This window comes from uncultured Imperialibacter sp. (genome assembly GCF_963974565.1).
In the GTDB taxonomy this organism is placed as follows: Bacteria; Bacteroidota; Bacteroidia; order Cytophagales; family Cyclobacteriaceae; genus Imperialibacter; species Imperialibacter roseus.
In genome coordinates this window covers 102,086-121,456 of the sequence record NZ_CAXBCJ010000003.1, presented here as the reverse complement: position 1 = coordinate 121,456, position 19,371 = coordinate 102,086, and the positions used below count along the sequence as shown (strand labels likewise).

The 19,371-nt window shown below is 45.8% G+C and carries 20 protein-coding genes; 8 read left to right on the top strand and 12 right to left on the bottom strand.

What is annotated here, in order from left to right:
* Nucleotides 1-48 precede the first annotated feature (48 nt).
* From udk to AAC052_RS05520, 6 genes are read right to left on the bottom strand one after another with little or no spacing between them, the layout of a single operon-like run.
* Nucleotides 49-678 carry a uridine kinase gene (gene udk, locus AAC052_RS05545; protein WP_317488543.1) on the bottom strand — a complete coding sequence of 210 codons (630 nt, stop codon included), beginning with the start codon at nucleotides 676-678 and terminating at the stop codon, nucleotides 49-51.
* Complete coding sequence (rdgB, locus tag AAC052_RS05540) at nucleotides 675-1,274, bottom strand: RdgB/HAM1 family non-canonical purine NTP pyrophosphatase (RefSeq protein ID WP_339811588.1); 600 nt, start codon at nucleotides 1,272-1,274, stop codon at nucleotides 675-677. Before rdgB ends, udk begins: the two co-directional genes overlap by 4 nt.
* An 8-nt stretch (nucleotides 1,275-1,282) precedes the next feature.
* Nucleotides 1,283-1,849 carry an FKBP-type peptidyl-prolyl cis-trans isomerase gene (locus AAC052_RS05535; protein WP_317488545.1) on the bottom strand — a complete coding sequence of 189 codons (567 nt, stop codon included), beginning with the start codon at nucleotides 1,847-1,849 and terminating at the stop codon, nucleotides 1,283-1,285.
* 13 nt (nucleotides 1,850-1,862) lie between these two features.
* Nucleotides 1,863-2,345 (bottom strand): FKBP-type peptidyl-prolyl cis-trans isomerase, encoded by a 483-nt coding sequence (locus AAC052_RS05530; protein ID WP_317488546.1) that lies wholly within the window; start codon nucleotides 2,343-2,345, stop codon nucleotides 1,863-1,865.
* Nucleotides 2,346-2,348: 3 nt separating this feature from the next.
* On the bottom strand, nucleotides 2,349-3,260 hold the full coding sequence (locus tag AAC052_RS05525; RefSeq protein WP_317488547.1) for an FKBP-type peptidyl-prolyl cis-trans isomerase: 912 nt from the start codon (nucleotides 3,258-3,260) through the stop codon (nucleotides 2,349-2,351).
* Nucleotides 3,253-4,284 carry a bifunctional oligoribonuclease/PAP phosphatase NrnA gene (locus AAC052_RS05520; RefSeq protein WP_317488548.1) on the bottom strand — a complete coding sequence of 344 codons (1,032 nt, stop codon included), beginning with the start codon at nucleotides 4,282-4,284 and terminating at the stop codon, nucleotides 3,253-3,255. Before AAC052_RS05520 ends, AAC052_RS05525 begins: the two co-directional genes overlap by 8 nt.
* A gap of 195 nt (nucleotides 4,285-4,479) precedes the next feature.
* On the opposite strand from AAC052_RS05520, the gene ndk reads away from it, so the two are divergent.
* Nucleotides 4,480-4,899, top strand: coding sequence for a nucleoside-diphosphate kinase (gene ndk, locus AAC052_RS05515; RefSeq protein ID WP_317488549.1), 420 nt, complete (start codon nucleotides 4,480-4,482; stop codon nucleotides 4,897-4,899).
* 53 nt (nucleotides 4,900-4,952) lie between these two features.
* Here the strand turns inward: ndk and AAC052_RS05510 are convergent, their stop codons facing one another.
* On the bottom strand, nucleotides 4,953-5,741 hold the full coding sequence (locus tag AAC052_RS05510) for a segregation/condensation protein A (protein ID WP_317488550.1): 789 nt from the start codon (nucleotides 5,739-5,741) through the stop codon (nucleotides 4,953-4,955).
* A gap of 166 nt (nucleotides 5,742-5,907) precedes the next feature.
* Between AAC052_RS05510 and dxs the strand changes: the two genes are divergently transcribed.
* Together dxs and AAC052_RS05500 are read left to right on the top strand one after the other, a co-directional pair.
* Nucleotides 5,908-7,827 (top strand): 1-deoxy-D-xylulose-5-phosphate synthase, encoded by a 1,920-nt coding sequence (gene dxs, locus AAC052_RS05505; protein ID WP_339811582.1) that lies wholly within the window; start codon nucleotides 5,908-5,910, stop codon nucleotides 7,825-7,827.
* Nucleotides 7,828-7,845: 18 nt separating this feature from the next.
* Nucleotides 7,846-8,625, top strand: a complete 780-nt coding sequence (locus AAC052_RS05500; RefSeq protein ID WP_339811579.1) for an alpha/beta hydrolase — start codon at nucleotides 7,846-7,848, stop codon at nucleotides 8,623-8,625.
* 59 nt (nucleotides 8,626-8,684) lie between these two features.
* Here AAC052_RS05500 and AAC052_RS05495 read toward each other — a convergent pair whose 3' ends face one another.
* Nucleotides 8,685-9,671, bottom strand: coding sequence for a hypothetical protein (locus AAC052_RS05495; protein ID WP_339811578.1), 987 nt, complete (start codon nucleotides 9,669-9,671; stop codon nucleotides 8,685-8,687).
* Between the two features lie 665 nt (nucleotides 9,672-10,336).
* Between AAC052_RS05495 and AAC052_RS05490 the strand changes: the two genes are divergently transcribed.
* Nucleotides 10,337-11,071: a hypothetical protein gene (locus tag AAC052_RS05490; RefSeq protein WP_317488554.1), complete on the top strand. Its 735-nt coding sequence runs from the start codon at nucleotides 10,337-10,339 to the stop codon at nucleotides 11,069-11,071.
* Between the two features lie 53 nt (nucleotides 11,072-11,124).
* Here AAC052_RS05490 and AAC052_RS05485 read toward each other — a convergent pair whose 3' ends face one another.
* The 3 genes from AAC052_RS05485 to AAC052_RS05475 are packed head-to-tail and all read right to left on the bottom strand — an operon-like array spanning nucleotide 11,125 to nucleotide 14,343.
* On the bottom strand, nucleotides 11,125-12,567 hold the full coding sequence (locus tag AAC052_RS05485) for an aldehyde dehydrogenase (RefSeq protein ID WP_339811575.1): 1,443 nt from the start codon (nucleotides 12,565-12,567) through the stop codon (nucleotides 11,125-11,127).
* Nucleotides 12,564-13,553, bottom strand: coding sequence for a membrane dipeptidase (locus AAC052_RS05480; RefSeq protein ID WP_339811572.1), 990 nt, complete (start codon nucleotides 13,551-13,553; stop codon nucleotides 12,564-12,566). The genes AAC052_RS05485 and AAC052_RS05480 overlap by 4 nt, the downstream gene beginning before the upstream one ends.
* 1 nt (nucleotide 13,554) lies before the next feature.
* The gene (locus AAC052_RS05475) at nucleotides 13,555-14,343 is read right to left on the bottom strand and encodes an SDR family oxidoreductase (RefSeq protein ID WP_339811570.1); all 789 of its coding nucleotides are present in this window, start codon (nucleotides 14,341-14,343) and stop codon (nucleotides 13,555-13,557) included.
* 99 nt (nucleotides 14,344-14,442) lie between these two features.
* Between AAC052_RS05475 and AAC052_RS05470 the strand changes: the two genes are divergently transcribed.
* The 4 genes from AAC052_RS05470 to AAC052_RS05455 all read left to right on the top strand — a co-directional run bounded on the left by AAC052_RS05470 (nucleotide 14,443) and on the right by AAC052_RS05455 (nucleotide 18,785).
* The gene (locus AAC052_RS05470; RefSeq protein ID WP_317488558.1) at nucleotides 14,443-14,967 is read left to right on the top strand and encodes a 3-hydroxyanthranilate 3,4-dioxygenase; all 525 of its coding nucleotides are present in this window, start codon (nucleotides 14,443-14,445) and stop codon (nucleotides 14,965-14,967) included.
* 12 nt (nucleotides 14,968-14,979) lie between these two features.
* Nucleotides 14,980-16,005, top strand: a complete 1,026-nt coding sequence (locus AAC052_RS05465) for an amidohydrolase family protein (protein WP_339811569.1) — start codon at nucleotides 14,980-14,982, stop codon at nucleotides 16,003-16,005.
* Between the two features lie 160 nt (nucleotides 16,006-16,165).
* The gene (gene kynU / locus AAC052_RS05460; RefSeq protein WP_339811568.1) at nucleotides 16,166-17,464 is read left to right on the top strand and encodes a kynureninase; all 1,299 of its coding nucleotides are present in this window, start codon (nucleotides 16,166-16,168) and stop codon (nucleotides 17,462-17,464) included.
* Nucleotides 17,457-18,785 carry an NAD(P)/FAD-dependent oxidoreductase gene (locus AAC052_RS05455; RefSeq protein ID WP_339811567.1) on the top strand — a complete coding sequence of 443 codons (1,329 nt, stop codon included), beginning with the start codon at nucleotides 17,457-17,459 and terminating at the stop codon, nucleotides 18,783-18,785. Before kynU ends, AAC052_RS05455 begins: the two co-directional genes overlap by 8 nt.
* Here AAC052_RS05455 and AAC052_RS05450 read toward each other — a convergent pair.
* Entirely contained in the window at nucleotides 18,782-19,243 is a 462-nt protein-coding gene (locus AAC052_RS05450) for a tellurite resistance TerB family protein (RefSeq protein WP_151998059.1), read from the bottom strand. The genes AAC052_RS05455 and AAC052_RS05450 overlap by 4 nt on opposite strands.
* Nucleotides 19,244-19,371: the final 128 nt, after the last annotated feature.

Here is a 19,371-nt window from a genome sequence, read left to right as displayed (position 1 = left end):
ACCGCAAAAGTAAGGCTTTCCGGCAAACTTCCCAGTAAAGTTGTCGATTTATGCCTTTCTGCCGGCCAATTCCATTTTCAGATAAGCAACCACCACCTGAAGGGCTTTTTTAAAATGATGGTTGTTGGGTATGATGATATCCGCCTCATGCTTAAGGGGCTCTATGTACTTTTCGAACGTAGGGGCCACATGTTTCTCATAGCGGTAGAGCACGTCATCCAAATCATATCCCCTTTCCAGGGCATCCCTGGTTATCCGGCGCTTGAGCATGAGGTAGTTCTTGGCTTCGATAAAAAGCTTGAGGTCGAAAAGGCTGGAGAGTTCTTTATCGTAGAACACAAAAATACCCTCTGCAATAATTATTGGAGAGGGCTTAAAGACCAGGTTCTTTGGAGTGACGTTGGGGTTGTTAAAGGTATACTCCTGCCTCTGCACCGTATTGCCTCTTTTGAGTTCCTCCAGGTCGTGCCGAAATTCGTCGAAATCTATCGAAAGAGGAGTGTCGAAATTTTTGACGCCGTTTTCATCAACTGGTTGCGTATCTCTTGATTTATAGTAATTGTCTTGAGAAACGAGGCAGATTTCGTTTTCCTGAAAAATTTCAATCAAGCTGCTAAGAAACAACGTTTTTCCTGAAGCACTACCTCCAGTCATTCCTACAACAAGTGGTTCTTTCATTTTAGGCTTGCCGACATTTGCTGAAACTTCAAAAAGGCAGCAAACTTTGCCAGGGCCCTGCCCCTGTGACTTATCGCATTTTTTTCCTTGCTACCCATTTCAGCAAAAGTAAGTGTTTTACCCTCAGGTAAAAAAACAGGGTCATACCCAAAGCCTCCTGCACCTGTGATCCTTGTAGTTATTTTTCCAAACACCTTTCCCTCGAACTGATAAATGCTGCCTGCATCAATAAAGGTGATTACTGTTTTGAAATGCGCATCTCTTTGCGGATTTCCATCGAGTTTGTTTAGCAGCAGGGCAATATTGTCATCCCCGCTTCTGTGGTCACCGGCATACCTTGCAGAAATAACTCCCGGTTCGCCGTTGAGAGCGTCAACCAACAGGCCTGTATCATCTGCCAGGCAATTGATTTTATAATGATCCCAAATGTATTGGGCCTTCTGAAGCGAGTTCCCTTCAATGGTTGGCTGCGTTTCAGGTATGTCTTCGGTGCAGCCGATATCAGAAAGGGAGAGCAATTGATAGCTCTCCCCCAGTATTTCTTTTATCTCCTTTAGCTTGTGTGCATTATTGGATGCAATACAAATCTCGATCATTTCTGGCGTTAACGAATTTGAACCATTTTCAGCTCCCACACGGATGGTGAGTTGGCTGGTATTTGCCCATAGGCAACCTGTCCAAAGGCTAATTTTGAAGGCAAGTAGAACACAAACCGGTCATTCAATTTCATTAACTGACTGCCTTCTTTAAGCCCTGCCACCTGAAAGCCTGAGAAAACAAATCCAGCACCAAAATTGAATTTGTAAGGCACGTAGGCAATGGCTGAGTCATAGATATTGTACTTCAAAGCCACGTCTGTGAATGTAGTCTCTATTACGGCGCTATCCATTCTACTGATGGTAAAGTGCACCGAAACGATGTCATTCTTATTGGGGGCAGGCCCGCTGCCTTCTTCCAGCACTTTGTACCTGAGCCCACTCTCCGTAGTCTGCACGCCCTCAATGCCGTACTTAGCCAAATATTCGTCTATGGCTATGCTGTCCTTTTTGTATTGCGCCTCCACATCAAATACGGGATCAGGTTCGTTCACGCTAAGATCGCAGCTTGCAAGTGACGCTGCCAGTGTAGCAACAAACAAAATAACCGCCGCTGTTCTAACTCTAAATACCATTGCTCGACTTTATTTATCTTTTGCTGTCTAAAACCTCAATCTTAAAAATCAAAACCTGATTAGCGCCTATATCTTTCCCTGAACCGCTAGTACCATAGCCAAGATTTGAAGGGATGAGCAATATGGCTTCGCTGCCCACAGGCAACAACGCCACTCCCTCGTCCCATCCTTTAATTACTTTACCAACACCAAGCGTAAACTTGAAAGCCTCACCCCGGTCATAAGATGAATCAAATTTCTTGCCACTCAGCAGCTTGCCTTCGTAGTTGACTGTAACTACCTCGTTCACTCTGGGGAAGGCGCCTGCACCTTCCCTGGTGATTGTATACCTGAGGCCGCTTGTGGTAGTTTGCACGTTTTTCAGGTCGTTCTTCTTAATGTACTTATCGATAGCATCGTATTGTTCCTGTAGCGTAAGCGGATCATCGTCCTTATTACATCCCAACGTCACCAATCCAATCACCAAGAGTAAAAGAAGAGAAATTCGCTTCATCATAATCTACATTTGTTCTATCCCAACCAACACTACTTCAAATTTTAAAATTTCGTTCGGCTTAATTGCAGCTCCTGCGCCTCTAGGTCCGTATGCCAGAGAAGATGGTACGTACAATGTGGCTTCAGCACCTGTGTTAAGCAGGGCAATGCCTTCGTCCCAGCCTGGAATCACCTGTCCTCTGCCAATAACAAACTGTAATGGCTCACCCCTATCGTAAGAAGCATCGAATTTCTCACCTGCAAGGGTAGTACCCAGATAGTGCACGTTGACCATGCTTCCAGGAGTCGGTGTCGCTCCGGTTCCCTGCTTTGTGATAACGTAGCGAAGGCCAGACTCAGTGGTTTGAGCGGTGATATTATTATCAGCCAAATATTTGTCTATGATTTCGCCGTCAACTATAATTTGACCTTCGGCCTCCATTTGCATTTTTTCCATTTCAGCTTGCTGCAACGCCATCTGCTCTTCCTGATATTGTTCCTCACTCATCATATCCACCAGGCTGCAATTGAAGGTGATCAGACTGCCTCTCTTGATAGAATCCGGCAGCTGAGTTCCAAATGTATCTTCAAATAGCGCTTCAGCAGTCATTTTAAATTGCACACTGTCTCCCTTTTTCAGTTCACGGAACACTTCGTAAAGTACTCCCTGAGTTTGCCAGGCCGAATCATTGTAAAGCATAGGCAATGGTCGTCCTCCACCGGCTTCTACACTATTGAATAGCGCATTTCCATTCTCATTGAGGTAAGAGATGTGCATAGTAAGAATCTGGCCGTCTGAAGGTTTCTCTCCCTCGCCGTTGCGGATGTAAGACACCTCTGCCCCTGATTTCGTTGTAAATTTGTCAGCACCACCACAGGCAATTACCAAAGCTGCCAGTCCCAGCAACCCCGATAGGTTTTTAATTTTATTAAACATGTAAGAATGAAATGTTTTTGTTTAAATCTTCTTTATATAAAGGCAATAAATTCTTGAACTTTTCAACAGTAGCTTCCAGGCTATCAGTGGAGGCTCCTCCAGCGGCATTTTTGTGCCCCCCGCCATCAAAATGATCTCTGGCAAATTGGTTGACTGAAAAATCTCCCATCGACCTGAAAGACATTTTTACCTTCCCGTCTCTTTCGATGATTGTAGCAGCCATCACCACGCCCTTTATTGACAAGGCATAGTTCACAAGCCCCTCAGTGTCACCATTCTTCGAGTTGAACTTCTTCAGGTCTTCCTTGCTGATCACAAAATAGGCAACACCAAACTCGGGAAGCACCTGCAACCTTTGACTAAAGGCGAACCCTAAAAACTTCAGCCTGTCAATGGAGTTGTTATCATAAATCAGTTTGCTCACTTTGGTGACATCCGCACCGCTGTCTATCAGGTCAGCCACTATTCGGTGAACCCTGGATGACGTTGAAGGATGCCGAAATGAACCCGTGTCGGTCATAATGCCGGCATACAGGCATTCTGCAATATCGTTATCTATAAGTGACTTGTCGCCCAGCTGCTCAATAAGCTGAAAAACGAGCTCAGCGGTTGCCGCAGCTTCTATCGTCCAAAGGCTATAATCGGCGAAATCACCCGGGTTAAGGTGATGGTCGATGAGCACCTTCACTGCATTGGAGGCGGCCACCAGCTCTCCCACTTTTTCAATCCGGGACAGCGTGGAAAAATCGAGGCAGAAAATAATATCAGCTGCGTCGATCAACTTCGCCGAGAGCGCCTCATTTCCATCTTCGAAGTTAATTACAGCATCATTCCCCTTCATCCAGGCCAAAAACTCAGGGTAATCCGTGGGGGTAATCACATCCACATGATGCCCTTTTGCCAAAAGATAATTCGCCAAACCCAACGAAGAACCCAATGCATCGGCATCTGGCTTTATATGGGTAGTGATGATTATTCGCTTGGGTTGAAGGAGTAAATCCCTGAACTGGTCAATTTGCTGCATGTAAAATGATACCTTCCGAGGAGAATAGGTAAAATGTGAAGTGCAAAAGTGAGAAGAATATTTTAATTAGAAAAACGCATTCCCGAACGCAAATGATTAAAGGAGTGCGTATTTAATGCAAGGGTTCGTTCAAAACAAATTAATCTGCTAACTTTGCGGGCGTTTTGAAAACCCTTTCTAATATATAATCAAAAAATGGCAGGATCAATTACCTTTTCAATGATTAAGCCTGACGCTTACAGCGCAGGAAACTCCGGCGCAATCCTAAAAATGATTGAGGAAGCTGGGTTCACTATTAAAGCAATGAAGCTAACAAAGCTGACTCCTGAAGTCGCTGGTAAGTTCTACGAAGTACATAAGGAACGTCCTTTTTACGGTGAGCTTTGCGCCTACATGTCTTCAGCACCGATAATTGCACTGGTGCTTCAAAAAGCCAATGCAGTAGAAGAGTTTCGTAAATTAATTGGTGCCACCGACCCTACCAAGGCGGCCGATGGAACCATCCGTAAGATTTTTGCTAAATCAATTGAGGCAAATGCCGTGCATGGATCAGACTCAGACGAGAATGCTGCCATCGAAGCCGGCTTCTTTTTCTCTCAGTTCGAGAGGGTTTAAGAAAGACCAGCCAAAGTAAACACCAGAGCCATGAAGCATTTCATGGCTTTTTTTTATTCTTCAGGCAGAACTACCACTTCTTCGCCTTCAAGCTTTTCAATCCAAAAGTTGTTGAACCCCTCTCCTATGAAAATGGTAATCATTCTCATTTGCAGCAGTTCCAGAATGGCAAGGAAGTTAAATATCACGGCAATTTTCGTCGGCATATCTTCCATTACATTAGCAAACGACACCCGGCCAGCATCACCCAGTTTATTCATGATGAAGTCCCTTTGACTGGAAATGGTGAACGGGTATTGCACTACATTGTGTATCGGTTTTTTCTGCTCATACTCGAACCTCTCCAACACCCGCATATACACTTTCAGCAGTTTGTAAAGGTCGATATCCTGCAACTCGGCTTCCACATTGTTTATTTCTGACAGAGACCTCAACTCTTTTTCGAGGTTTCCCCTCATCTCTCTGTCCAATCTGTCTGCTTCCATTTTCGAGAGCTCCTCCACCACTGACTTGTACTTTTTGTACTCAAGCAGGTGTTTAACCAGCTCTTCTCTCGGGTCGATTTCATTGCCCAACTCGTCCAGCACAGGTCTTGGCAGAAGCATTTTTGCCTTTATCCTCATCAAAGTAGCCGCTACTAGTATAAATTCGCTGGCCACCTCTATATTCATTGACTCGAGGTGCTGCAGGTAGTCAAGAAAGTCGGCCGTAATTTTAGAGATGGGAATATCATGAATATCCAGTTCGTCTCTTTCAATAAAGAACAAGAGCAGGTCAAACGGCCCTTCGAACAATGGCAATTTGATTTCAAACTTTGAAGAATCGGTTTGTGAGATATCCATTTTCAGTAAGGTAGCATCAAATTTATCAACTCAATAAATAATAGTAAGCCTTTAGTCAAAAAAATGTACCTTTGCCAACTTGATTGACTCATAAAGATTCAATAGTTACAATAAACATTTAAGGAACTGGTTAGTTGATTACCTTATATCACAACCTGCGAATAGTATGCTGATACAGCCCGGCGAGCTTCTTTCCACTATCAATTATCCTTCTGACGTCAGAAAACTTGACCCATCACAGCTAGTTCAGCTGGCAGATGAATTACGTCAATTCATTGTCGACAATGTGTCAGTATATGGTGGGCATTTTGGAGCCAGCCTTGGGGTTGTAGAACTAACCGTTGCTCTTCACTACGCTTTTAATACGCCAAGCGATCAGCTGGTCTGGGACGTGGGACATCAGGCATACGGGCATAAAATTCTCACTGGAAGAAAGGACGTATTCCACACCAACCGTTTTTATGGTGGGATATCTGGCTTCCCTAAAAGAAAGGAAAGTGAATATGACGCCTTTGGGGTAGGTCACTCTTCAACATCTATTTCTGCAGCGCTCGGTATGGCAGTGGCTTCCCACTACAAAAAAGAAAACCAGAAGCAACATATAGCAGTGATAGGCGACGGTGCCCTTACTGGTGGAATGGCCTTCGAAGCCATGAACCACGCCGGCGTAGCGAACAGCAACCTGCTGATAGTGCTGAACGACAATTGCATGTCGATAGACCCCAACGTGGGCGCTCTAAAGGATTACCTAACTGACATTACGACCTCCCACACCTACAACAAGGTGAAAGATGAGGTGTGGAACATCCTCGGAAAAATCAGCAAATTTGGGCCAAACGCCCAGGAAATTGCTTCCAAAGTCGAAAACAGCGTGAAGGGCTTTTTGATAAAGAGCAGTAACCTCTTTGAATCCCTCAACTTAAGATATTTTGGCCCGGTCGACGGCCACGACGTCACCCATCTGGCTCAGATTTTCAATGACCTGAAAGACATTCCCGGGCCCAAGATTCTGCATTGTGTTACGGTGAAAGGCAAGGGCTTCGCTTTGGCGGAAAAAGACCAAACAAAATGGCATGCACCGGGCAAGTTCGATAAGCTGACAGGAGAAATCCACAAGAAGGTTTACGATGCGCCTCAGCCACCTAAGTATCAGGATGTGTTTGGGCATACACTTGTTGAGCTGGCCGAAAAGAACGAAAAAATAATGGGGATCACGCCAGCGATGCCGTCTGGCTCCTCCATGAACATCATGATGAAAGCCATGCCAGACAGGGCTTTTGATGTAGGCATTGCCGAGCAGCATGCGGTAACTTTCTCGGCCGGCCTGGCCACGCAGGGGTTAACACCCTTCTGCAATATCTACAGCACATTTATGCAACGTGCTTACGACCAGGTGATCCACGACGTCTGCCTTCAAAATTTGCCGGTCGTTTTTTGCCTCGACAGGGCGGGCTTTTCAGGAGCCGATGGCCCAACGCACCATGGGGCTTACGATATCGCCTTCATGCGTTGCATTCCGAATATGGTCGTTTCGTCGCCAATGAACGAAGAGGAGCTGCGCAACCTGATGTACACTGCCCAGTTGCAAAAAGAAGGCGCATTCACCATCAGGTACCCAAGAGGCAACGGCGTAATGCCTAATTGGAAAACACCTTTCAAAGAAATACCTATCGGGCAAGGAAGAAAGCTTAGAGAAGGTGGTGACCTGGCTATACTAACCCTTGGGCACATTGGGAATTATGCCACTGAAGCATGCCATATGTTAGAAGAAGATCATGTGGATGCAGCCCATTACGATATGCGGTTTGTGAAGCCATTGGATGAAGCGATGCTGCATGAGATCTTCAAAAGTCACAAATACGTAATCACCGTTGAGGATGGCTGCTTGCAAGGCGGCTTTGGAAGTGCCATCATCGAGTTTATGGCCGACAACGGTTATACGTCCAAAATTGTGCGGCTCGGAATCCCTGACGATGTGATTGAGCACGGAGAGCAGCATGAATTGCACCACGAATGCGGCTTTGATACGCAGGGAATTTATGAGGCAGCCATCAAACTGCTTGAGCTGTCCGGCGTACTAAAATAATCTTACTATATTGGCCGTATGGCCCTATTTGTAAAGAAACTACCCCTCGAAGAACTACCATCTTCGAATCAATCTCCCTTACTTTTGCTTCACGGTTTTTGCGAAGACCACAGCATCTGGGAAAACATGCTGTCGGCTTTTCCAGGCAGAACAATCTATCTCGTAGACCTTCCCGGGTTTGGGAGGAGCAATTTAGAGCTAGCCCACCCACTTTCCATCGATTGGGTGGCTGAGGTTATTTACCATCAGGTGATTGAACCTGAACAGATTGAACCAATTGTTGTCGGGCATTCACTGGGAGGCTATGTGGCGCTGGCCCTGGCAGAAAAATATGGGAATAGCCTGAGTGGCCTGTGTCTGTTTCACTCTACTGTCTTTGCTGATTCACCTGAAAAGAAGGCAACAAGAAACAAGGTGGTTGATTACGTCAACAAAAGCGGAGTAGAAAGCTTTACCACTGAATTTGTCCCTGGCCTTTTCCACAGCCTCTTCAGAAGAAAGAACCCGGGCATTGTGCAGCAAGTGGTTGACCTGGCAGCAGGAACCAGGCTTGATACCCTGACTGCCTACACTGCTGCCATGCGGGACAGGCCCGAAAGAAGCGAAGTGCTTAAAATGTTTGGCCAGCCAAAGCTCATCATTGCCGGTGAAAAAGACGGTGCCGTGCCATTAGAACAAAGTCTGCTGATGAAGGAAATGGTTAGGTCTGATCAGTTTGTGCTTTTGGAGGAGACGGCCCACATGGGCATGTATGAGAAGCCGGAAGCGTGCAAAGCGGCGCTGGGTTCGCTGGCGTAAAAAAAGAAAGGCCACCCCTACGAGATGGCCTTTGCTAAAGTATTTTCTAATTGAGCTAATTATTCAGCGTCTTCCTGAACAAGAATCTCAAGCTCGATTTTACCTGCTACGCCATCACCAGCGGTGATACTTTTCACAAGGATCAAGCCTATCTTGCTACCACCAGTTTTGGTTGAAGCTGTTTTGAACGCCAACACCTGATTCGCTTCAAGAGTAGTTTTCACTCCGGCAGCGGCATCAGTAGCCGCAGTATACACTTCATCAAGGTCAGCCCAGGTAGTCACCTCCGTAAAAGCTGCTGCTGTTAACGTAGTCTTCTTCAGCATCGTTTCATTGAGAGTTCCCCAACCAGCCACTTGAGCAGTGAAGCCAGCGTTTGATAACAAAGAGTAAGCCTTAGGAGAAGCTAAACTAGCTTTATCAGTAGCACCGTAGTAGTAACCGAAATCAATGTTTGGAGAAATAGCAGCACTAGTTCCAGTTACATCGGCAGGAGAATACACTAAGCCGGTGTTTGAAGAGAAGAACCCATCAGCAGACTTATCTCCTAGTGGAGCTGAAAGCAATACTGCAGTGTAAGCCCTTGCTTCAGGAGAAGGAGGCGCACTTACAGTTGCTGTAAATTCCTTCGTTGCTGTTTGGTCACTGTCGTCTACAGCTTCAAACGTCCACGTAATTTCTGTGTCCTCATCTTCTTCCTCAAAAGTGTAGGTAATCGTAATAGATGCCTCTGTATTATCAGCATTTTTTGTTACCTCAGTTGAGTTTCTCGTAAATACAGTAGGGGTTCCAGCAACACCGTCAACGGAAGGCGTGATGTTCAATGTGTTGAACACTCCAGGGGCTGTAATAGTTACAGCAAACGACACCTCATCTCCAGTGATAGCTGTAATTTCTGAACCAGACACTTCTGCATCACCTGAAACAGTAACAGTAATTGAAGGTGCAGCTGGTAGCGGCTCTTCTTCGTCACCACCGCAACTTGCCAAAATGGCTACAGATCCGATTGCACTAAAGAACAATAAATTTCTAAATAGTTTTTTCATGGTTAAATAATTTGAATTGGTTTGCAAGATTATGAATTATATCGTAAAAATTAAAGTTTATACCCAGTTAATGCTATTTTTAAATTTTACCAACGTTTTTATCAGGTCAAATGAGATTTTACAAAAAAATTACACTTTGATAACAAACAGAGGCCTAATTGCCCTTAGGGTTAAAAATTTGGGTTGCTAACAACATCTATACTCCCAATTTATATTGAGGTATTCTAAATAATTATGGTTGGCTTTGGGGTAATGAAATTGAAGAGTCAATAAACTACCCAAAGGTACCAATAACCACCTGCAAATTCCATACCTAATAATAGGTATTTCTACTATTGAACCAGATTTTCGTCAAAAAGTTGCGAAAGAGAGTGCTATTTCTGCTTTCCACAAGAAAGTCAAGCAGCTATGCCTGCCTTTTTGATTAGCATATTACATTGACCAGTAGCCCAAAACGACCTGCCCCGGCAGTCTAATACTTTTGGTTGCCGTCAATTTTTTTTTAATTTTAGCTGTTTATAAGATTGAATAAATGCTGAATTAAATATATTTGTACATTGCAATACTGTAAATGTGCAATTCTCACAACGAAAGAGTTATTTAATTGCCACATAAACCTTACATCGAACAAAACTTACTTTTGAACCTATTAACGTCGAATCGCTATGCAAGAAATTTCACCTAGTCTGCTTGAAGCTTGGAACACCTATGGGAAATATGGGGCTTATGCTTTAGTTGCTATCGGTTTAGTTGTCCTTATTTATCATTTCCTCAGATTAGCTTCTATCGGTGATAAGAAAACTAAATATGACTATATCAACAAAAACGAGATTAACTTTTTGTGGTATGCTTTTCTTCTTATAATCATTGGTGCTGCTCTGTATTCAAACACACTGGTTGATCAAACAGGTGTTCTTTGGTTCTTCGTAAGGATATTCGTTAGTTCCATGCTTGGTATCATTGCTGGCGTGGTTGTTCAAAACGTACTTAAGTTTTACTACCCCTTCTATATTGAGAAGCGTCTTAAGAAATTGAGATACTCTCCAAGGCTTTCTCCTGATGGTCGTAAGATGAAGCTTCTGAGCGAAGAAGAGGAAGATGAATACCTTGACGAAGGTATGCAGGCTGAAGAACTTGCCTTCTCTGTAGACTATGACGTTTGGATTGATGAAGTGTCAGGTTATGTGAAGATTGAAAAGTACAATGGTCGACTGCATGCACTACAGTGCAGCGAGTGTAACTACCAAACCCTGAGGGTGATGAAAGAAGAAGTTACACGGACGGCTACTAATGATGAAGACGGCGAAATGATGAAATATTACGAATGCTCTTACTGCGGACATAAGGAGCGTAAGCCATTCAAAATCAACAAACTTAAGCCAGAAGGCGAAGCTGTTTAATCGATCACCATCGACTCGTAAAAAATCAAAGGCCTCAATTGAGGCCTTTCTTTTTATAGTTTGATGCAAATGTTTTGGGCTTCGGTAAAAAACCGCAACGACTCGAAGCCACCCTCTCTACCCAAACCAGAATTCTTCATCCCGCCAAAAGGGGTGCGAAGGTCCCTCAAAAGCCAGGTATTGACCCAGACAATTCCAAAATGCAGCTTGTGAGAAACATTGTGTGCCATCTTCAGGTCCGACGTCCAAATGTTCGCCGCCAGACCATATGATGACTCGTTGCCCAGGCTGATGGCCTGATCGGCCCCTTTAAACGATTGAACGGTTACTTCTGGCCCAAATATCTCCTCCTGGTTTGTCCTGCATGAGTTTGGCAAGTCAGCAATTACAGTAGGTTGCACAAAATAGCCCCTCTCACATCGGCCAACAACGACTTGCCTGTCGCCGCCACACAAAATGTGTCCACCTTCCTGCTTCGCAAGCGCTACATACTGCAGCACCTTCTGCTGATGATGTTGAGAGACAAGGGCGCCTACTTTTACGTCACCGTCCAATGGGTCGCCCACTTTCAAAGCGTCGACCTGTTTTACAAACTCACCCAAAAACTTCTCATAAATACCTTCCTCGACATAAATTCTCGAACCGCAAAGGCATATTTCGCCCTGGTTGGTGAAGGATGACCGAACAGCGCTCTCAACAGCCAAATCAAAATCACAATCTTCAAAAATGATGGTTGGGTTCTTTCCCCCTAGCTCAAGGGATGTTCTTTTAAACGTCTCGGCAGCTGTAAGAGCAACCTTTCTTCCTGTAGCAGTGCCTCCTGTAAACGACACGGCCTTGACCTCGTCGTGTTGGACGATGGACTGACCAACCTTGCCGCCGGCCCCGTGTACTATATTCAGGACGCCAGGAGGCAGTCCGGCCTTTATACAAATTTCTGACAACAGGGAGGCCGTGTGGGGAGTGAGCTCTGACGGTTTGGCAACCACGGTGTTGCCGGCAGCTAATGCCGGCGCTACCTTCCAGGTGAAGAGGTACAGGGGCAGATTCCAGGGAGAAATGCACCCAACCACGCCAAGGGGACCACGTCGGGTATAATTCAGTGCAACACCGTCGACCAGATGCGACTCGGAAGCAAATTGGGTAATGGCGTGCCCAAAAAAACGGAAATTAGCAGCAGCCCTGGGAATATCCATGGCATTTGAAAGCCAAAGGGGCTTTCCCGTGTCGGTTGTTTCGGCAAGAGCAAGCTCGGCCTGGCACTTCTCCACAGCTTCTGCAATTTTAATAAGGTACTGAGACCGATCCTCGGGGGAGAGGCCAGACCATTTCGGAAATGCTCCTTTTGCTGCGGCTACTGCCTCCTCAACGTCTTCCTGGCAACTGTCGGGCAGCAAACTGCAGACTTCGCCTGTCGCCGGATTAAAGTTGTCCAGATAATCCTTTGACGTTGAGGGCACAAGCTTTCCGTCGATATAGTTGGCAAACTTCTTCACTTCAATGACGAGTAATAACCAATCGCATTCTTATAGGCAATCCCCTCTTCAAAATGCTTCGCTCCTGTCTCCCTTATTTCGGCCAGAATCTTTTGATACCAGGAGGCGTTGTCCTGTCCTTGAAAATAGATTGGGTAACGAGACGGGTCAGGATGATTCAATGCATAAAAGAAGTCGGCGCCAAATGCCAGAAGGTGCTGCGCCCCAAGCTCTATGCCATGGTCAATGTGATCGTATAACACTCCGGGGTCGGTGTCGTTGATATAGTTGCGCAGAAAATTGATGCCGATCAGTCCATTTCGTCTTATGAGCTCCATAGCCAGCTCATCCGGAAGGTTTCTGACATGGCTGTGAACGTTTCGAAAGTTGGAGTGACTAGCCAACACCGGGACATTCAGGCTCCTTTTGTCGATATAATTCAGAATGCCGTAAGCCAGCTTGTCGCTCGTATGTGCCAAATCAACCGGAATCCTTTTTCCGTCCAGAAAATCAAGCAGCACCTCGCCATCGGCCTTCAGCCCCGCATCCGAATAGTTGCCGCCTCCAAAACGATTTTCATAGTGATGAGTCATAATAATGTAGGCCAGTGGCCCTGACAATGCCACCAACTGTTCCAGCCGGAGCAAGCCTGCGCTGAGGCTCTCGTCCTCTTCACAAAAGGCTGATCCATTTTCTATTGCCAACCAGGCGTAGCTGCCAGGTTGGTTATCCAATGCTTCCGGAGAAAGTGCATTGCTCGTAAAACAGCTGAAAAACCCGTTCGAGAGAGTTGGGAGCTCGTCAAAAAGCTTTCGCTGTTTTTCGCCAGCCGCACTACTTCCTGCTTTGGTATCGGTGTAGATGGCCATTACCTGGAGCTTAACATTACCAGCCTTTAAGTGCGGAACAGCAGCCCCAAATTCTGCTGCTTTATCAACCCCAGCACCTGGCACTGACGACAGATAAGACAGCAAATCGCAATGAAGGTCGACAATAGGTTGCTTCATATTAAATAGAGCCAGTTCTTCCTCCGTCCACAGGAATGCTTGTACCGTTAATATAAGCGGCAGCAGGCGTAGCCAAAAAAGCGACAAGTGATGCAATTTCTTCCGGCGTGCCAAAACGCCCCGCAGGTGCCTCCATCCTCATCGACCTGGCCACTTCTTCTTCCGACTTCCCTTCTTTTTCAGCCTTGGACCTGATAAGGGAAAAGAGTCTCTCAGTTTCAGTGAAGCCCGGCAACACATTGTTTACCGTTACCCCAAAAGGCGCCAGCTCAAGCGAAAGGGTTTTTGCCCAGCTTGCTACCGCTCCTCTCACGGTATTGGACACACCCAAACCGCTGATGGGTATTTTCACCGACGTGCTTATTACATTAACAATTCTGCCAAACTTCTTTTCCTTCATCCCCTGCGATAGCTTCTGCACAAGTATATGGTTACAATGCAGGTGCGCCTCCATGGCATCAAACACCTGCGAATAATTTGCATCGAGCAATGGCCCGCCCGGAGGCCCTCCGGTGTTATTAATCAGTATGTCATAGCGAGCTCCCCGGTTGATAGCAGCTGTGACGGCCACCTCAACACTAGAGGGGCTACTGAAGTCTGCCGAGAGGTAATTGTGCGACTGCCCGTTTTCAGCAGCCAGGCTAGCGACAATTTTTTTCATGGCTGTCTCATTTCGGGCCAGAAGTGTGACTTCAGCGCCAAGCCTGGCCAACTCAACCGCACTGGCAAGGCCAATTCCCTGGGTGCTGCCACAAACCAAAGCTTTCCTTCCCTTTAAATCTAAATCCATAGTTTAGTTATTGTTACCGTTTTCTCGTAATACTACCTTTTCCTAAATGGGTATTATTCGTTATTTTTAGAAAAATACGAAAACATTATTCGTTTAGCTATGACTATTAAAAGACCCTTCAATTTTAAAGGTTGGATAGATGAAAATCGACATTTGTTAAAGCCTCCGGTAGGAAACCAACAAGTTTATAAAGGAAACGATGATTTTATAGTGATGGTAGTTGGGGGCCCTAACTCCCGAAAGGATTATCACTATAATGAAACGGAAGAATTCTTCTATCAGGTAGAAGGAGATATAAAACTGAAAATAATAGAAGATGGAAGGCCGCTTGACCTGATCATTAAGGAAGGAGACATTTTCTTGCTGCCTGCCCGAGTGCCGCACTCCCCGCAAAGGCCCGCCAACACTGTGGGGCTGGTAATGGAAGTGTACCGGGGAGAAAAACACAAGGATGGCTTCATGTGGTTTTGTGAAGCGTGTGGCCACAAACTCCATGAGAAGTTTGAGGTAATTACTGACATCGTTTCGCAACTGCCCCCAATCATGCAGGAATTTTACGAGAGCGAAGAAAAAAGAACATGTGACAACTGCGGCACGGTGATGGAGCCGCCAGCAAGAGCCTAACTTTGTGTTAAAGTGGATACTGATTTCAAAATAGACATACACACCCATATTCTACCGGAGAAATGGCCGGATTTGAAGGAAAAGTATGGCTATGGGGGGTGGATCAGGCTTGAGCACCACAAGCCTTGCTGCGCCCGCATGATGATCGATAATAAATTTTTCAGGGAGGTAGAAGACAATACATGGGATCCGGTAAGGAGAATTCATGAATGTGACCAACATGGAGTAGGCGTGCAGGTGCTGTCGACTGTACCAGTGATGTTTAACTACTGGGCCAGGGCAGAAGATGCCCATGATCTTTCGATGCTGCTGAACGATCACATAGCCTCCATTGTGCAGGAATATCCCGACAGATATATCGGCCTCGCCACCCTGCCGTTACAGGACACCAGGCTCGCAGTGAAGGAACTGGAAAGGTGCGTGAAGCAACTGGGCTTGCACGGGATTGAGATAGGCACACACGTAAATAAGCTCAACCTGGATGCAGAGGAGCTCTTCCCCGTTTTTCAGGCAGCGGAAGAGCTGGGCGCTTCGGTGTTTGTTCATCCATGGGACATGATGGGCAAAGAGGACATGCCAAAGTATTGGCTGCCCTGGCTTGTGGGCATGCCCGCAGAAACCTCCAGGGCCATTTGCTCACTTATTTTCGGGGGAGTTTTCGAAAGGCTTCCAAACCTTAGAATAGCCTTTGCCCACGGAGGGGGTTCATTTCCCTCAACCATCGGCCGAATTGAGCATGGCTTCAACGTTCGCCCCGACCTTTGTGCTGTTGACAACCCGGTTAACCCGAGAAATTATATAGGTAAATTTTACCTCGACTCGCTGGTTTATGATCAAATGGCTTTGGACATGCTGGTGAAGCTGGTCGGCGAGGATCACATCGTTTTGGGGTCGGACTACCCTTTCCCTTTGGGTGAGCATGAGCCTGGCAAACTTATACAGTCAATGCCGTATTCGAAGAGCACCCGGCAGAAGTTACTTCACAAAAACGCCCTCAACTGGCTGGGCATCCAGCAAAACAAATTAGCAAAGGCGTGAATAATAGCAGCTCCCGTCGCTCCAAGCTTCCTAATTTGCCTATTTTTGTCTCTGACAAACGATAAATGAAGGTGTGCCCCGGACAGTCCGCCATTGTTGTACGCAACCAAATTAACACATTGACTGTAGAGTTCTATCGACAACTTTAGCCAGAAAATAGATGAGTATTCCTTATAAACATTCTCTCAGCTTCGCCAGGGAGCTTGATGAACATGACCCCCTCCATTCATTCAGATCTCTATTTAAAATTCCTCAAAGAAATGGAAAGGATTGTATCTACTTCTGTGGGAACTCACTTGGTCTCCAGCCAAAAGCTGCAGCGAATAGCATTGCAGAGCAAATGGATAATTGGGCACATTTTGCGGTAGAAGGTCACTTTGAGGGAGCGACACCCTGGATGACCTATCACAAACAAGCCAGGAAAACGCTGAGCCGCCTCGTTGGGGCGAAAGAGCATGAAGTCGTTGCCATGAACAGCTTAACCGTAAACTTGCACCTGCTGCTCGTGACCTTTTACCAACCTCAGGGGTTGCGGAGAAAAATTCTGATGGAGAAGGGCGCCTTCCCTTCTGACCAATATGCCCTGGAAAGCCATTTGAAATGGTATGGCTACGACCCGGAAGAGTGCATCATAGAAGTAGAGCCGGATGTCGACACCAATCTTTACTCTACGGGTCATATTGTAAATGAAATCTCGAAAGCCGGAGACGAACTTGCTTTGGTGCTGTTCAGTGGGATACAGTACTACACCGGCCAGCTTTTCGACATGGCTGCCATTACCAAAACAGCGCATGAGGTCGGAGCGCTGGCGGGCTTCGATTTGGCCCATGCCATGGGGAATGTGCCGATGTCCTTGCATGATGCTGAGGTTGACTTTGCGACCTGGTGTTCTTACAAATACCTGAATTCCAGTCCGGGAGGCATTTCTGGAATTTATATCCATGAAAAACATGCCGCCAATAAGGATTTGAATCGCTTTGGTGGTTGGTGGGGACATAATGAACAGGAGAGATTTAAGATGAAAAAGGGGTTTGATCCAACACCCAATGCCGACGGCTGGCAATTAAGCAATGCCCCTGTATTACTGCTGGCGGCTCACATGGCCTCGCTGAATATTTTTGAAAAAGCAGGCATTGATGAGCTGAGGAAGAAGAGTGTGGCCCTCACGGGTTTTTTGGAGTTTTTACTCAGGGAGCTTAATAAGGACGACGAAACTGTTCAAATTATTACGCCTTCCAATCCTGAAGAAAGGGGTAGTCAGTTGAGTTTGTTCATTACCAATGGGAACAAAGAGGTCTTCAATGCTATCCAAAGAAGGGGAGTTATTGCGGACTGGCGGGAGCCGAACGTCATAAGAATAGCGCCCGCTCCATTATACAATACCTTTCAGGAGGTCTTTCAGTTTGTTGAAATTCTTAAGGAAGAACTTTTAAAGCTAGCATCAATAAAACATGGCTAAAGAAAAAATACTGATCCTGGGTGCGGGGCTGGTTGGTTCGCTGCTGTCCATTTTTTTAGCTAAGAAGGGTTTCAAAGTAGAAGTTTTTGAAAAGCGCCCTGACCCAAGAAAAAACGATGTTTTAGGGGGAAGATCCATCAATCTCGCTTTAAGCGACAGGGGTCTGCTGGCTTTGGAAAAAGCAGGGGTTACCAGGAACCTCGACCAGGTGATGCTGGCTATGCATGGTCGTATGATTCACCAATTAGACTCGCAGGTTCATTTTCAGCCTTACGGAAAGGCCAACCAGGCTATCAACTCAGTGTCGAGGGGTTTGTTGAACGAATACCTTATTGGTGAAGCAGAAGCCGCCGGTGCATCCTTCAGGTTTGAACACAAATGTGAGCGGGCCGACATCGATAACTCTGTGCTGTCTTTCTCAACAGGTGGAAAACCAAAGGAGCATGGTGGTGACATTATTATTGGGGCTGACGGTGCCTACTCTGTTCTTCGGGCCTCTTTTTTACATTCAGACAGGTTCAACTTTATGCAAGACTACCTGCCACATGGGTACAAAGAGTTAAACATTCCTGCTGGGAAAAACGGGGAGTTCCAGATTGACCCCAACGCCCTCCACATTTGGCCGAGGGGCAAATTCATGCTCATTGCCCTGCCCAACATCGACAAGAGCTTTACCTGCACCCTTTTTCTTCCATTTGAAGGAGAGTCATCTTTTGAAGCACTAGACTCCCCTGAAAAAGTCGCTACTTTCTTTTCCGAAGTCTTTCCCGATACACTACCGGTAATTCCTAACCTCATTGATCAGTTTTTCACTAACCCAACCTCTTCTCTTGTCACTATACGGTGTTACCCCTGGAGTAAGAAAAGAAGCCTGCTGCTTGGCGATGCTTCACACGCCATTGTTCCTTTCTTTGGGCAGGGAATGAATGCAGGTTTCGAAGACTGTCGGCTACTGGATGAGATTATAGATGCTGAATACCCAAACTGGGAAACAGTATTTCAGACATTCGAAAAGTCACGCAAGCCAAATACTGACGCCATTGCCAAGCTTGCTAATGACAACTTTATTGAGATGCGTGACAAGGTAGCAGACGCCGGTTTTATCTGGCAAAAAAAATTGGAAGCGAGGATTCACGAAAAATACCCGGACAAATGGACTCCGCTTTACACAATGGTGACATTTTCGAACATGCCTTATAGCAAGGCACTTGAGCAGGGCAACAGGCAAGAGTCGGTTATGCGTAAAATAAGGGAGGTGTACCCAATGAGCACACCTCCGGAAGCTATCGACCTGGAAAAAATCGTTGGTTGGCTGGACTAGTTATTTAAATCCAGCCTGCTTGACAATTCGTCAATCAATTTTTGCTCGGCACTTGAAATCCCGTCAGTAGCATTGGCAAACAGGTACATTGATTCCAGTACCAAATCCTTTGCTGTTGGGTCTTCCTTAAGGAAGTCATTCAGTGCATTAATAAATTTCTTTCTCCAGCGTTCGCTATTGTCAATAAGGTAGCGAAACTCTGTTTTGTACACATCGGAAAGGGATTCGACTTCGTCGGGGCTAGCTGCCAGGTTCTTGCCTAGGTTTTCGGCGGCCCTTAGCACAGCATCCCATTCCTCTTTGTCCAACACCCCATCGCTCATAGAAACAAGTAGCGAAGGAAACATTTGAACCAAATAAGTAAATTGCTCAAGAGTAAGCTTGGCAGGGCGGTACCTCTGGTATTCCTGCTGTAATCGGTCGATGGCGTAAGACATGGTGTCGTTAATTGCGTTCATTTGAAGTAGTATTCTAACTGCTGGTTGTCTTTACATCATCGATTAATACGCCTTACAAAATAAAGGTAACCAATTTTTAGAAACTATCTTATAAAAAATATAATTTTTTCTAGTAAAATTTTACTGTG

Coding starts and splice junctions, on each gene's coding strand:
- AAC052_RS05500 (WP_339811579.1), top strand. CDS start 7,846: ATGGCCCTATTTGTAAAGAAACTACCCCTCGAAGAACTACCATCTTCG.
- AAC052_RS05530 (WP_317488546.1), bottom strand. CDS start 2,345: ATGATGAAGCGAATTTCTCTTCTTTTACTCTTGGTGATTGGATTGGTG.
- AAC052_RS05510 (WP_317488550.1), bottom strand. CDS start 5,741: ATGGATATCTCACAAACCGATTCTTCAAAGTTTGAAATCAAATTGCCA.
- AAC052_RS05525 (WP_317488547.1), bottom strand. CDS start 3,260: ATGTTTAATAAAATTAAAAACCTATCGGGGTTGCTGGGACTGGCAGCT.
- ndk (WP_317488549.1), top strand. CDS start 4,480: ATGGCAGGATCAATTACCTTTTCAATGATTAAGCCTGACGCTTACAGC.
- rdgB (WP_339811588.1), bottom strand. CDS start 1,274: ATGATCGAGATTTGTATTGCATCCAATAATGCACACAAGCTAAAGGAG.
- AAC052_RS05495 (WP_339811578.1), bottom strand. CDS start 9,671: ATGAAAAAACTATTTAGAAATTTATTGTTCTTTAGTGCAATCGGATCT.
- AAC052_RS05455 (WP_339811567.1), top strand. CDS start 17,457: ATGGCTAAAGAAAAAATACTGATCCTGGGTGCGGGGCTGGTTGGTTCG.
- AAC052_RS05475 (WP_339811570.1), bottom strand. CDS start 14,343: ATGGATTTAGATTTAAAGGGAAGGAAAGCTTTGGTTTGTGGCAGCACC.
- kynU (WP_339811568.1), top strand. CDS start 16,166: ATGAGTATTCCTTATAAACATTCTCTCAGCTTCGCCAGGGAGCTTGAT.
- AAC052_RS05450 (WP_151998059.1), bottom strand. CDS start 19,243: ATGAACGCAATTAACGACACCATGTCTTACGCCATCGACCGATTACAG.
- udk (WP_317488543.1), bottom strand. CDS start 678: ATGAAAGAACCACTTGTTGTAGGAATGACTGGAGGTAGTGCTTCAGGA.
- AAC052_RS05480 (WP_339811572.1), bottom strand. CDS start 13,553: ATGAAGCAACCTATTGTCGACCTTCATTGCGATTTGCTGTCTTATCTG.
- AAC052_RS05520 (WP_317488548.1), bottom strand. CDS start 4,284: ATGCAGCAAATTGACCAGTTCAGGGATTTACTCCTTCAACCCAAGCGA.
- dxs (WP_339811582.1), top strand. CDS start 5,908: ATGCTGATACAGCCCGGCGAGCTTCTTTCCACTATCAATTATCCTTCT.
- AAC052_RS05490 (WP_317488554.1), top strand. CDS start 10,337: ATGCAAGAAATTTCACCTAGTCTGCTTGAAGCTTGGAACACCTATGGG.
- AAC052_RS05470 (WP_317488558.1), top strand. CDS start 14,443: ATGACTATTAAAAGACCCTTCAATTTTAAAGGTTGGATAGATGAAAAT.
- AAC052_RS05535 (WP_317488545.1), bottom strand. CDS start 1,849: ATGGTATTTAGAGTTAGAACAGCGGCGGTTATTTTGTTTGTTGCTACA.